10 protein-coding genes are annotated in these 12,670 nt (G+C 62.2%); 9 read left to right on the top strand and 1 reads right to left on the bottom strand.

The window, feature by feature from the left end:
- Positions 1-4: 4 nt before the first annotated feature.
- The 7 genes from bamE to QZ613_RS19045 all read left to right on the top strand — a co-directional run bounded on the left by bamE (position 5) and on the right by QZ613_RS19045 (position 9,472).
- Positions 5-487 (top strand): outer membrane protein assembly factor BamE, encoded by a 483-nt coding sequence (bamE, locus tag QZ613_RS19075; RefSeq protein WP_043564086.1) that lies wholly within the window; start codon positions 5-7, stop codon positions 485-487.
- Between the two features lies 1 nt (position 488).
- Positions 489-1,295, top strand: a complete 807-nt coding sequence (dapB, locus tag QZ613_RS19070; protein ID WP_043564088.1) for a 4-hydroxy-tetrahydrodipicolinate reductase — start codon at positions 489-491, stop codon at positions 1,293-1,295.
- A 33-nt stretch (positions 1,296-1,328) separates the two neighbouring features.
- Positions 1,329-3,887 carry a response regulator gene (locus tag QZ613_RS19065; protein ID WP_291983625.1) on the top strand — a complete coding sequence of 853 codons (2,559 nt, stop codon included), beginning with the start codon at positions 1,329-1,331 and terminating at the stop codon, positions 3,885-3,887.
- Between the two features lie 217 nt (positions 3,888-4,104).
- The gene (gene carA / locus QZ613_RS19060) at positions 4,105-5,262 is read left to right on the top strand and encodes a glutamine-hydrolyzing carbamoyl-phosphate synthase small subunit (protein WP_043564185.1); all 1,158 of its coding nucleotides are present in this window, start codon (positions 4,105-4,107) and stop codon (positions 5,260-5,262) included.
- Positions 5,246-8,452, top strand: coding sequence for a carbamoyl-phosphate synthase large subunit (carB, locus tag QZ613_RS19055; RefSeq protein WP_043564090.1), 3,207 nt, complete (start codon positions 5,246-5,248; stop codon positions 8,450-8,452). The genes carA and carB overlap by 17 nt, the downstream gene beginning before the upstream one ends.
- 69 nt (positions 8,453-8,521) lie before the next feature.
- Entirely contained in the window at positions 8,522-8,998 is a 477-nt protein-coding gene (gene greA / locus QZ613_RS19050; protein ID WP_043564092.1) for a transcription elongation factor GreA, read from the top strand.
- A gap of 153 nt (positions 8,999-9,151) precedes the next feature.
- Positions 9,152-9,472 carry a DUF4149 domain-containing protein gene (locus tag QZ613_RS19045; protein WP_291983622.1) on the top strand — a complete coding sequence of 107 codons (321 nt, stop codon included), beginning with the start codon at positions 9,152-9,154 and terminating at the stop codon, positions 9,470-9,472.
- Between the two features lie 78 nt (positions 9,473-9,550).
- On the opposite strand, the gene QZ613_RS19040 is transcribed toward QZ613_RS19045, so the two are convergent.
- The gene (locus QZ613_RS19040; protein ID WP_043564095.1) at positions 9,551-9,910 is read right to left on the bottom strand and encodes a YhbY family RNA-binding protein; all 360 of its coding nucleotides are present in this window, start codon (positions 9,908-9,910) and stop codon (positions 9,551-9,553) included.
- A gap of 46 nt (positions 9,911-9,956) precedes the next feature.
- Here QZ613_RS19040 and QZ613_RS19035 point away from each other — a divergent pair, with 46 nt between their 5' ends.
- Together QZ613_RS19035 and ftsH are read left to right on the top strand one after the other, a co-directional pair.
- Positions 9,957-10,577 carry an RlmE family RNA methyltransferase gene (locus QZ613_RS19035; RefSeq protein ID WP_043564096.1) on the top strand — a complete coding sequence of 207 codons (621 nt, stop codon included), beginning with the start codon at positions 9,957-9,959 and terminating at the stop codon, positions 10,575-10,577.
- A 117-nt stretch (positions 10,578-10,694) separates the two neighbouring features.
- Positions 10,695-12,584 carry an ATP-dependent zinc metalloprotease FtsH gene (ftsH, locus tag QZ613_RS19030; RefSeq protein ID WP_043564098.1) on the top strand — a complete coding sequence of 630 codons (1,890 nt, stop codon included), beginning with the start codon at positions 10,695-10,697 and terminating at the stop codon, positions 12,582-12,584.
- The last annotated feature ends 86 nt before the right edge of the window (positions 12,585-12,670 follow it).

Genomic DNA, 12,670 nt, shown 5'->3' with positions numbered 1-12,670 from the left:
AAACATGATCTTCCCGCGATTTGCCACTACCGTCCTTGTTCTTTGCGCGCTATCGGCTTGCTCCGAGGTCCCGCGGATCATTTCCGAGTATCGGATCGACGTACAGCAGGGAAACGTGCTGACGCAGGAGATGGTTTCACAGTTGCGCCCCGGACAGACCAAGGATCAGGTACGCTTCATTCTGGGCACGCCGGTCCTGGTCGACATGTTTCATGCCAATCGCTGGGATTATTTCTATTGGCTGAAGAAAGGCAATAGCACCAAGGCCGAGACGCGGCGTTTTGCCGTTTTCTTTGACGATGACGGCAAGCTGGCGCGAGTCGCTGGCGATGTCGCGCCAGCGGAGCCAGGGGACGGTGCCGCGAGGCCCGAAAACCGGATTCGGGAGATCGACCTCGGCTCGCTCCCGACCGACGGAAGTGTAGCCGTGCCGCCGCCGGACGAACCGGGCTTTTTTGGGAAAATGTTGAACAGCGTGGGACTGTGACATGAACGCATTGAGAATCGCTATCGCAGGCGCTGGCGGACGCATGGGGCGAATGCTGGTTGAAGCCACGCTCAAGGACGCGCACGCGACGCTGGCTGCGGCAATCGACCAACCCGGCGCAGCAGTGCTTGGCAAGGATGCGGGCGAAATGGTCGGCGCACCTTGCGGGGTAGCGATCAGCAGCGACAGCGACGCCGGAATTGCCCAGGCCAGCTGCCTGATCGACTTCACCAGACCCGAGGGCACGCTTCAGCACCTCGAAAGCTGTCGCCGACATGGTACGGCAATTGTCATTGGCACCACCGGATTTGATGCCGTCGGCAAAAAGGCGATTGCCGCCGCCGCGCAGGATATCCCGGTGGTCTTTGCGCCGAACATGAGCGTCGGCGTCAACGTCGTTTTCAAGCTGCTCGACGTGGCCGCCCGAATCCTGAACGAGGGTTATGACGTAGAGGTCGTCGAGGCGCACCACCGCCAGAAGGTCGACGCGCCGTCAGGAACCGCACTGCGCATGGGCGAGGTCGTCGCCCATGCGCTTGGTCGCGATCTGGGAGATTGCGCGATCTACGGTCGCCAGGGAGTCACCGGCGAGCGACTGCCGTCGACCATCGGCTTTGCCACTGTCCGGGGTGGCGATATCGTCGGCGATCACGATGTACTCTTCTGCGGTCTCGGCGAACGCGTGGAGATCGGCCATAGGGCAAGCAGCCGTATGCCATATGCGCTGGGCAGCCTGCGTGCGGCCCATTTTCTGTCGCGTGTGAAGCACGGCCTGTTCGACATGCAGGATGTCCTCGGCCTGCGCTGAAGCCTCCCCAACCTTCCGCCGACGGCCCCGACTTTGGCGCTGCACAACCCGCAACTGGCGCGCAAACTGGCCAGCGTACTGGGCGACGATCCAGAGGCTGCGCTTGAGCATCTGCAGTCCGTGCTTGCCGAGCAGTCGCCCGCACTGGCGAGCAGCGTTTCCCGCGTTCTCGAAGCGGCCGACAGCCTGGTATCGAAATACGCGCGCCTGCACGGCGTGCAATCCGAACTTTCGGGGGATGCCTTTTCGGATTGGCACCTTGGCGGCGGTCGCATCGAGTCGGGGCGCAACTGGAAACAGCTTCTCGGCTACGCCGAGGATGAACTTGCCGACAGTATCGCTGCCTGGCGCAAGCTGGCTCATCCGGAGGATCTGAAGGCCTTCAATGCAGTGGTCGCCGCGCACGCTCAGGGCGAGACACCCGTCTTCCATTGCACCTGTCGCCTGCGCACCAAGACAGGAAAATGGAAATGGCTGCTGCTGAAAGGCCGGATCATCGCCCACGACGAGCATGGCGCCCCCTTGCGAATGCTGCTTCTACAGCGCGACATCAGCGACTTCAAACAAGCCGAGGAAGCGGCCCTGGTGGCCAAAGAAGCGGCCGAATCGGCGAACCGGGCGCGCGGCACCTTCCTGGCCAACATGAGCCACGAAATTCGCACGCCGATGAACGGAATCATCGGCATGACCGACCTCGCGCTCGACACGCAACTGGACGCCGAGCAGCGGCACTATCTGAAAACGGTCAAGTCTTCGGCTGAGTCTCTGCTGGCCATCGTCAACGACATTCTTGACTTTTCCAAGATCGAAGCGGGCAAACTGCGCTTTGAAGAAATCCCCTTTCCGTTGTCCAATCTGGTTTTCGACGCCGCCCGCACGCAGGCGATCACCGCCCACAAGAAAGGACTCGAGCTAATCATTTCGCTGGCTCCGGATGTTCCGGGCAGGGTAATTGGCGACCCCGCGCGCCTGCGTCAGGTACTCGGCAATCTCATTGGCAACGCGATCAAGTTCACCGAGCGCGGAGAGATTGAGGTCACCGTCTCGATCGACGAGGCAAGGACCGAGTCGACCCTCCTGCGTTTTGCCGTTCGCGACACCGGTATCCGCATTCCTGCGTCCCGGCAGGCGGCCATCTTTGGCGCGTTTTCGCAAGCGGACGATTCGACAACGCGGCGTTTTGGTGGGACCGGCCTGGGCCTGACGATCTGTACCCACCTGGTACAGATGATGAAGGGCCGGGTGTGGCTCGACAGTGTCGAAGGCCAGGGTTCCTGCTTCTATTTCACCGCCCGTCTTGGTGTCGATGCCAGCGCGCAACGGTCGCCACCGGTAGCGCAATTCAGCGGCCAACGCGCCCTGCTCCTTGAACGGCACCCGACCGTTGCCGCACAACTGGCCACAGTACTCGCGCAATGCGGCGTTGACACGGCGAAAATCAGTGATTCCGAGGCCGCTATCCGGGCGATCGAAAAATCACGCGCCATCGGCTTCCCTTACGACTACGTACTGGTCGACGCGCTGATGCCGCCGCCGGGCGGACTGGCCCTGGCCGAGTCATGGCGGGGAGGCAGCTGTCCCGAAAAACTGATCGTCCTGCTGACCACCGAACAACAGCGGCAAGAGCTCGATCGCCTGCGCGAGCTAGCCGTCGGCACGCACCTGGTCAAACCGATCGCCGCCGAGGACTTGGTCGCCGCTCTCAAGCTGCTCTCCGGCGCCGGTGACGAAGGAACGGAGATCCTGGCGCCCTTTGACTTCGCGGCGGACGCGGGACGGACAAGCACTGGGCACATCAACGCCTTGTTGGTCGAAGACAATCCGGTCAACCAGGAACTTGCGCGACGCCTTCTGGAAAAGCGCGGCTACCAGGTAACCCTGGCCAACAACGGCGCGGAAGCGATCGATCACTTTGAGCAGCAGCCCTTCGATCTGATCCTGATGGACGTGCAGATGCCGGTCATGGGCGGAATCGAGGCGACGGAATCGATTCGCGCCCGCGAGATGCGGCGCAGCTGGGTAATGTCGCACGAGTTCAAATCGGTGAGCATCATTGCCATGACCGCCAACGCCATGGAGGGTGACCGCGAGTTATGCCTCGAAGCGGGGATGAACGACTACGTCGCCAAACCGGTCAAGCCACAAGATCTGTATGCAGCCATCGATCGCTGCCTGGCCCCGGAAAGCAACGAGGATTCGGCACCGTCACTGCCGAATGCGACGCTGTCGGCCACCTCGCTCGATCTGACGGCGGCAGCGCGTGATCTGGGTGATCGCGAGTTGCTGCTGACCATGGCCGGAATGCTGGTCGCCGAATGGCAACAGCACCTGGGGTGGATAACGACCAGTCTGCGCAACCGGGAAGCGGCACAGTTGTCGATGGGCGCGCATACCCTGAAAAGCCTGCTCGCCATGTTTCATGCCGAGAAGGCTCGCCGTCTGGCGCTCGCTATCGAGCATGCAGCGAAGCCCGCCGCCGGTGGCGAAGTCGATTGGTCGCAGTGCATTCGGCTCGCTGACGCGCTTGCCGAGGAAATGGAGCGGCTGAAACCCGAAATGGATCGTTTCGTACGTGGCGAGCGGACCGTGTAGGACACTGTCGATGCCCTCCGGGTGAGCCCACGCTCCCTTCGATGCACCTTGCGACACACCCCAACGCACGGCGCAGATTGCCCAACAACGGTGCGCTCCCGTATAATGCCTCGGCTTGCAAGGATCCGAGCGGGAGGGCCGTGCGCCCGTCCCGCTTTTGCATGTCTTCAGCCCGGACCGGCGACGCATTCACCAGCAGCATCAACAGGAGTCTTTCGTGCCCTTGTTACCCACTCTTCCGCCGGCGATTCTCGCACTGGCCGATGGGACGATTTTCCGCGGCCATGCCATCGGCGCCGGCGGCAGCACCAGCGGCGAGGTCGTATTCAACACCGCGATGTCCGGCTATCAGGAGATTCTTACCGATCCCTCGTACTGCCGCCAGATCGTTACTCTCACCTACCCGCACATCGGTAACGTCGGCTGCAACGCCGAAGACTTCGAGTCGCGTGGCAACTACGCGGCCGGCCTGGTCATCCGCGACCTGCCGATTCGCGCCGAGAGCTGGCGCCTGCAGGAAACCCTGCCCGACTACCTGCAGAAACACGGTATCGTCGCCATCGCCGGCATCGACACTCGCCAGCTCACCCGCATTCTGCGCGAAGGCGGTGCCCAGGCTGGCTGCATCATGGCCGTCGACGTTGATGAGCAGGAGGCAATCGCCGCAGCAAGGAACTTCCCCGGTCTCGCCGGCATGGACCTGGCCAAGGTGGTGAGCACTGCTGCGCCCTACGAATGGGCAGCCGGCGAATGGACGCTGGACGGCTATCGCTCGGTCGCCAAGGGACGATTTCATGTCCTGGCCTACGATTTCGGCGTCAAGCACAACATTCTGCGCATGCTTGCCGATCGCGGCTGCCAGGTCACGGTCGTGCCGGCGCAAACACCGGCTGCCGAAGTCCTCAGGCGACAGCCCAACGGCGTATTTCTGTCCAACGGCCCAGGCGACCCGGAACCCTGCGCCTACGCCATCGAGGCGATCCGTGAAATCCTTGCCGCCGGGGTGCCGACTTTCGGTATTTGCCTTGGCCACCAACTGCTGGCGCTGGCGTCGGGCGCCAGAACCACGAAAATGAAGTTCGGTCATCATGGCGCCAACCACCCGGTCAAGGACCTGCGTACGGGGCAGGTGTTGATCACCAGCCAGAACCACGGTTTCGCGGTGGACGCCGAAACGCTGCCACCGACACTGCTGCCGACGCACGTATCGCTCTTCGACGGCTCGCTGCAGGGCGTCGCACGCAGCGACGTCGCCGCCTTTTCCTTTCAGGGCCATCCGGAAGCCAGCCCGGGGCCACACGACATCGCCCATCTGTTCGACCGCTTTGTCCAGATGATGCAAGACAAGAAGGGGCAAAATGCCCAAACGCACTGACATCAAGAGCATTCTCATCATCGGCGCAGGTCCGATCGTCATCGGTCAGGCCTGCGAGTTCGACTACTCCGGCGCGCAAGCCTGCAAGGCACTGCGCGAGGAAGGCTACCGGATAATCCTGGTGAACTCGAACCCGGCGACGATCATGACCGATCCGGACATGGCCGACGTGACCTACATCGAGCCGATCAACTGGCAGACCGTCGAGAAGATCATCAGCCGCGAGCGGCCCGACGTGCTGCTGCCGACGATGGGCGGGCAGACGGCGCTGAACTGCGCCCTTGACCTGGCCAGGCATGGCGTTCTCGACAAGTTCGGCGTCGAGATGATCGGTGCCACCAAGGAGGCCATTGACAAGGCTGAAGACCGGGAGAAGTTCAAGCAGGCGATGACCAGGATCGGTCTCGGCTCGGCGCGCTCGGCAATGGCGCACTCGATGGAGGAAGCGCTGCAGGTGCAGGCGATGATTGGTTATCCGACCATCATCCGACCCTCGTTCACGATGGGCGGTTCGGGCGGCGGTATTGCGTACAACCAGGAGGAATTCCTCGACATCTGCGAGCGCGGCCTGGAGGCCAGCCCGACCCGCGAGCTGCTCATCGAGGAGTCGCTGATCGGCTGGAAAGAGTTCGAGATGGAGGTCGTTCGCGACCGCAACGACAACTGCATCATCGTCTGCGCCATCGAGAACCTCGACCCGATGGGCGTGCACACCGGCGATTCGATCACCGTCGCGCCAACGCAAACGCTGACCGACAAGGAATACCAGATCATGCGTAACGCCTCGGTGGCGGTCTTGCGCGAGATCGGCGTCGACACCGGCGGTTCCAACGTGCAGTTCGCGATCAACCCGCGTGACGGGCGAATGATCGTCATCGAAATGAATCCACGCGTCTCGCGCTCGTCGGCGCTGGCGTCGAAGGCCACCGGTTTCCCGATCGCCAAGGTGGCCGCCAAGCTGGCGATCGGCTATACGCTCGACGAGCTGGCCAACGAAATCACCGGCGGCAAGACGCCGGCGTCATTCGAACCGTCGATCGACTACGTGGTCACCAAGGTACCGCGTTTCGCCTTCGAGAAGTTCCCCGAGGCCGACTCGCGCCTGACCACGCAAATGAAGTCGGTCGGCGAAGTGATGGCCATCGGGCGGACCTTTCAGGAGTCGCTGCAAAAAGCCTTGCGTGGTCTGGAAATCGGCGTCGATGGCTTCGACGAGCGGACAACCGACCGTGAGGAAATCGAGATAGCGTTAAGCGAAGCGCGCCCGGAACGGATCTGGTACATCGCTGACGCCATGCGCATCGGCATGAGCGTCGATGAAATTCACCGCCTGACGGCGATCGACCCGTGGTTTCTGGCGCAGATCGAGGACCTCTACAAGCAGGCAGAACAAATCCGCGGCCAGCCGCTGGAGTCGCTGTCACGCGAGGAATTGCGGCACCTCAAGCGCGCAGGATTCTCGGACAAGCGTCTGGCGACGCTGATGCAGACCACCCAGACCGCGGTTCGCGAGCGCCGCCACGCCCTGCAGGTACGCCCGGTTTACAAGCGCGTGGACACCTGCGCCGCCGAATTCGCAACCGATACCGCCTACATGTACTCGACCTATGAGGACGAGTGCGAGTCAAATCCCAGCGACCGCAAGAAGGTCATGGTCCTCGGCGGCGGCCCCAACCGGATCGGTCAGGGGATCGAGTTCGACTACTGCTGCGTGCATGCGGCGCTGGCACTGCGCGAAGATGGCTACGAGACGATCATGGTCAACTGCAATCCGGAGACCGTATCGACCGACTACGACACCTCGGATCGCTTGTACTTCGAACCGCTGACGCTCGAAGACGTCCTGGAAATCGTCGCCGTCGAAAAGCCCTATGGCGTCATCGTACAATATGGCGGGCAGACGCCACTGAAACTGGCGCGCGACCTCGAAGCCAACGGAGTCCCGATCATCGGCACCAGCCCGGACATGATCGATGCTGCCGAAGACCGTGAACGCTTCCAGAAACTGCTGCACGATCTAGGTCTCAGGCAGCCGGCCAACCGTACCGCACGTACCGAGCCCGACGCCTTGCGCCTGGCCGCCGAGATCGGCTACCCGCTGGTCGTCCGTCCGTCCTACGTCCTCGGCGGGCGGGCCATGGAAATCGTCCATGACCCGCGCGACCTCGAACGCTACATGCGTGAAGCAGTGAAGGTGTCCAACGACTCGCCGGTCCTCCTCGACCGTTTCCTCAACGACGCCTGCGAAGTCGACGTCGACGCCCTCTGCGATGGCGACGAGGTGCTCATCGGCGGCGTCATGGAGCATATTGAACAGGCCGGGGTCCACTCCGGTGATTCGGCGTGTTCGCTGCCGCCCCATTCACTGTCGGCCGAGTTGCAGGATGAAATGCGCCGGCAGACACGGCTGATGGCCAAGGGCCTCAACGTCCGCGGCCTGATGAACGTCCAGTTCGCGATCCAGGACAACATTGTCTTTGTCCTCGAGGTCAACCCGCGCGCCTCGCGTACCGTGCCCTTTGTCTCCAAGGCCACCGGCCTGCAGTTGGCCAAGATCGCGGCGCGCTGCATGGTCGGGCAGTCACTGGCCAGCCAGGGTTTCAACAAGGAAGTGATCCCAAATTACTTCTCGGTCAAGGAAGCCGTTTTCCCCTTCGTCAAGTTCCGCGGCGTGGACACCATTCTTGGCCCGGAAATGAAATCGACAGGCGAGGTCATGGGCGTCGGGGTCAGCTTTGCCGAGGCCTTCGTCAAGAGCCAGACGGCGGCCAGTGTGCGCCTTCCCCGCTCAGGGCAGGTGTTCGTCAGTGTCAAGGACTCCGACAAGCCGCAGGCCGTAGTCATTGCCCGCGATCTGCGCGCGGAGGGGTTCACCCTGCTTGCGACGCGCGGCACGGCCGCCGCGATCGCCGCGGCGGGAATTGAGGTAACGCCGGTCAACAAGGTCACCGAAGGGCGCCCGCACGTCGTCGACATGATCAAGAACAACGAAGTCGTCCTGATCATCAACACCGTGGACGAGAAGCGTACGGCGATCAACGACTCGCGCTCTATCCGGACCTCCGGCCTGGCCGCGCGCGTAACCATCTACACCACGATCTGGGGCGCCGAAGCAGCCGCCGCAGGAATCAGAAATCGCGGCGCATTGGTCGTCTATCCGATCCAGGAATTGCACGCACAATTGCGTTGATTAATCCATCGAAGCGTCGCGACCACCCGCCTGGCGGGTGTCGGTGCTTCGCCGTTGGCAGCGAGAGAAATGACCAAGACACCTCTGACCGTAAATGGCGCTGAAAAACTGGCCGCCGAACTGCGTCACCTGAAGACCGTCGAGCGGCCGCGAACCATCGCCGCGATCGCCGAAGCACGCTCGCACGGCGATCTCTCGGAGAACGCCGAGTACGATGCGGCCAAGGAACGGCAAGGCTTTGTCGAAGGGCGCATCCAGGAAGTCGAGAGCAAACTGGCCAATGCCCAGATCATCGACCCGAAACTGCTCGACGCCGACGGGCGTTGCGTCTTCGGAGCAACGCTCGATCTTGACGACCAGGAAACCGGCGCCCGCGTCAGCTACCAGATCGTTGGCGAAGACGAAGCCGATATCAAGGCTGGCAAGATTTCGATCAACTCGCCGATCGCACGGGCGCTGATCGGCAAGTTTGCTGGCGACATTGCCGAAGTGCAGGCCCCTGGTGGTGTGCGCGAATACGAAATCATCGCCGTGCGCTACGAATAGTCCTGACCATGCGACGCTTCGCCGACGCGCTCTATGACATCACGCTGACGCTGTGGGTCGGCGGCTTGTGGGCCATCGGTTTTCTCGTCGCGCCAACGCTTTTTTTCCGCCCTCGCCAGTGATCGCCAGCTGGCCGGCCTGCTCGCCGGCAAGTTGTTTGCCTTGATCGGCTGGGTCGGTCTGGGCTGTGCCAGTTACCTCCTGTTGCACAGCTTGCTGCGCATGGGGACGACCGCCTTGCGCCGGTGGACCTTCTGGCTGCTGATCGGCATGCTGCTGCTCACCGTCGTCAATCTGTTCGGCATTCAGCCGCTGCTGGCGCAGATCAAGGCCGACACCTTGGCAAGACAAGCGATGGAAAGCGTGCTGAACAAGCGCTTTGCCATCTGGCATGGCGTCTCCGGCGTCGTCTACGTCGCGCAGAGCCTGCTCGGCGTGCTCCTGATCAGTGTATTCCGGCGTCCCGTCAAATAGGTCACGGCGCGAGCAGCTGGCCAGCCTCGCAGAGTGGGCTACCGGGCTGGCGACCACCGCCTCGCCCGGACGTTCGTCTCAAGCGCCCGAACCGCTCTGGAAGCTGCGCTTGCTCCGGCGGGGCTCGCTGCGTTTCGCGCGCGGCCTGGCGGGCGGCGCCGGATCGTCCGCTCGCGGCCGCCAGATGACCAGCAGCTTTCCGATGTGCTGGACCGGGGCAGCCTCGAGGCGCTCGCAGAGGGTCGCGAGAAACTGCTCGCGAACCTGCCGGTCGTCGTTATAGACACGAATCTTGATCAGTTCGTGGCTGCCTAAATTGACCTCGACCTCGCGGACGACCGATTCGGACAGGCCGTTCTGGCTTATCGAAACGACCGGCTGCAGAGAGTGCGCACGGGCGCGCAGGACGCGGCGCTCGTCGGAGCTGAGATTGAGCATGCGGGACACCTTTTCTTGAGCAACGCATTTTAGCGGGTTTCAGCCAATGAAACGAAGCAGATCAAGCACCGCGTGGTTGAACGAACATGTCAACGACGCCTATGTGCAACGGGCCAAGGCCGAAGGCTACCGTTCGCGCGCGTCGTACAAGCTGATGGAGATCGACGACAAGGATGGCCTAATCCGCAGCGGCGACGCGATCGTCGATCTGGGAGCCGCGCCGGGTGGCTGGTCACAGGTCGCGGCGCAGAGGCTACGGGGCAGTGGTCGCGTCATCGCCCTGGACCTGCTGGAAATGGCGCCGATGCGCGGCGTCACTGTTCTGCAAGGCGACTTTCGCGAGCAGGACGTCCTGCTCGCGCTGGAAGAATTGCTCGCCGGAGCCCGGCCGGGGCTTGTTCTTTCAGACATGTCCCCCAACATATCGGGCATCGCCGTCTGCGACCAGGCTCGGGTAATGCATCTGGCCGAGCTGGGCCTGGAATTTGCGCGCAACTGGCTGAAACCCGACGGCGCTTTTCTGGTCAAAATTTTTCAGGGCCATGGCTTCGGCGAATTTCTGCAGGAAATGCGCCAGTCATTCAGAACCGTGTCTGCACGCAAACCGGATGCCTCCAGGGATCGTAGCCCGGAAGTCTACCTGCTGGGCAAGGCCTTGAAAACGTGAGAGCATCTGCGATGCCGTCTTTGCTTCAACGAGCATTAATCGGTTTAGAATGCTGAGTTCGTGGAACAGCAGGGTTTCCGGCGCTGGTGCGCCGGACAACGTAGAAGAGGTGAAGTATTGAATAACATGTTCAAGAATCTGGCAGTCTGGCTGGTTATTGGCTTGGTCTTGATGACCGTCTTCAACCAGTTCAACACCCGCCAGGTCGCTCAATCGACGATGGAGTATTCACAATTCATCGACGAGGTGGGCAAGGGAACAATTGCCAAGGTGGTGATCGAGGGCCGCGTGCTCAAGGCGACGACAACCGATGGGCGCAAGCTGACCAGCTACGCGCCACCAGACCTGTGGATGGTCTCGGATCTGCTGAAGAATGGCGTCACCATCGAAGCCAAGCCGGAAGAGGAACAGTCCTTCCTGATGAGCATCTTCGTCAGCTGGTTCCCGATGCTGCTGCTGATTGGCGTCTGGATCTTTTTCATGCGTCAGATGCAGGGCGGTGGCCGCGGCGGGGCTTTCTCATTCGGCAAGAGCAAGGCACGCCTGCTCGATGAGTCGACCAATACCATCACCTTTGCCGACGTCGCCGGTTGCGACGAAGCCAAGGAAGAGGTCTCCGAACTGGTGGACTTCCTGCGTGACCCCTCGAAGTTCCAGAAACTCGGTGGCCGTATCCCGAAAGGCGTGCTGCTGGTCGGCAACCCGGGAACCGGCAAGACCCTGCTGGCGAAAGCAATTGCTGGCGAGGCTAAGGTGCCTTTCTTCTCGATCTCCGGCTCGGACTTCGTCGAGATGTTTGTCGGTGTCGGCGCGGCGCGCGTCCGCGACATGTTCGAAAACGCCAAGAAGCACGCCCCGTGCATTATCTTCATCGACGAACTGGATGCCGTCGGACGGCAGCGGGGAGCCGGACTGGGCGGAGGCAATGACGAGCGCGAGCAAACCCTGAACCAGATGCTGGTCGAGATGGACGGCTTCGAAGGCAGCGTCGGGGTCATCGTCATCGCCGCCACCAACCGTCCCGACGTCCTCGATCCGGCACTGATGCGTCCCGGTCGCTTCGACCGCCAGGTGGTCGTACCGCTGCCCGACATTCGTGGCCGCGAGCAGATTCTGATCGTTCATATGCGCAAGGTACCCCTGTCGCCAGACGTTAAGGCCGACATCATCGCCCGTGGCACACCCGGTTTTTCCGGGGCCGATCTCGCCAACCTGGTCAACGAAGCCGCCCTGTTTGCGGCGCGCGGCAACAAGCGTCTGGTGGACATGGATGACTTCGAGAAAGCCAAGGACAAGATCATGATGGGCGCCGAGCGGCGCAGCATGGTCATGAACGAGGACGAAAAGCGCAATACCGCTTACCACGAGTCCGGACATGCCGTGGTCGCCAAACTGATGCCGAAGTCCGACCCGGTGCACAAGGTCACCATAATCCCGCGCGGTCGGGCACTTGGACTGACCATGCAACTGCCGGAAGAGGACCGTTACGCTTACGATCGCGTCTATCTGATGAGTCGCATCGCGGTCCTCTTTGGTGGCCGCGTCGCCGAAGAACTGTTCATGGACCAGATGACCACCGGCGCCTCCAACGACTTCGAGCGGGCAACGCAAATGGCCCGTGACATGGTCACCCGCTACGGCATGTCGGATGCGCTCGGCCCGATGGTTTATGGCGAGAACGAGGGAGAGGTCTTCCTCGGGCGTTCGGTAACCACGCACAAGAACATGTCCGAAGCGACGATGGAGAAGGTCGACCAGGAAATACGCCGCATCATCGATGAGCAGTACGGCCTCGCCCGCAAGCTCCTCGAGGAGCATCGTGACAAGGTCGAGGCGATGGCAGCCGCCTTGCTCGAACTTGAAACTATCGACAGCGACCAGATCGACGACATCATGGCGGGCAAACCGCCACGCCCGCCGAAGCAGCCACAGACCAGGATGCCAAGCGCTCCCTCAGGCGGCAATACGCCGGATGCGGCGCCAAGCGCGCCACCCGCACCTGCCTGAACGCACGACGGTCAAGGCCGGGCGCGGCAATACCAACATACCAACCAAGCTGGCTCATCCCCGTAGGCAAGGGCCCTCCCTCGGGG

The organism is Candidatus Accumulibacter sp. ACC005, assembly GCF_907163215.1.
In the GTDB taxonomy this organism is placed as follows: domain Bacteria; phylum Pseudomonadota; class Gammaproteobacteria; order Burkholderiales; family Rhodocyclaceae; genus Accumulibacter; species Accumulibacter regalis.
The sequence above is the reverse complement of the archived record's forward strand: the minus strand, read 5'-3'. Positions and strand labels throughout refer to the sequence as shown.

Coding starts and splice junctions, on each gene's coding strand:
- bamE (WP_043564086.1), top strand. CDS start 5: ATGATCTTCCCGCGATTTGCCACTACCGTCCTTGTTCTTTGCGCGCTA.
- dapB (WP_043564088.1), top strand. CDS start 489: ATGAACGCATTGAGAATCGCTATCGCAGGCGCTGGCGGACGCATGGGG.
- carB (WP_043564090.1), top strand. CDS start 5,246: ATGCCCAAACGCACTGACATCAAGAGCATTCTCATCATCGGCGCAGGT.
- greA (WP_043564092.1), top strand. CDS start 8,522: ATGACCAAGACACCTCTGACCGTAAATGGCGCTGAAAAACTGGCCGCC.
- QZ613_RS19040 (WP_043564095.1), bottom strand. CDS start 9,910: ATGCTCAATCTCAGCTCCGACGAGCGCCGCGTCCTGCGCGCCCGTGCG.
- QZ613_RS19035 (WP_043564096.1), top strand. CDS start 9,957: ATGAAACGAAGCAGATCAAGCACCGCGTGGTTGAACGAACATGTCAAC.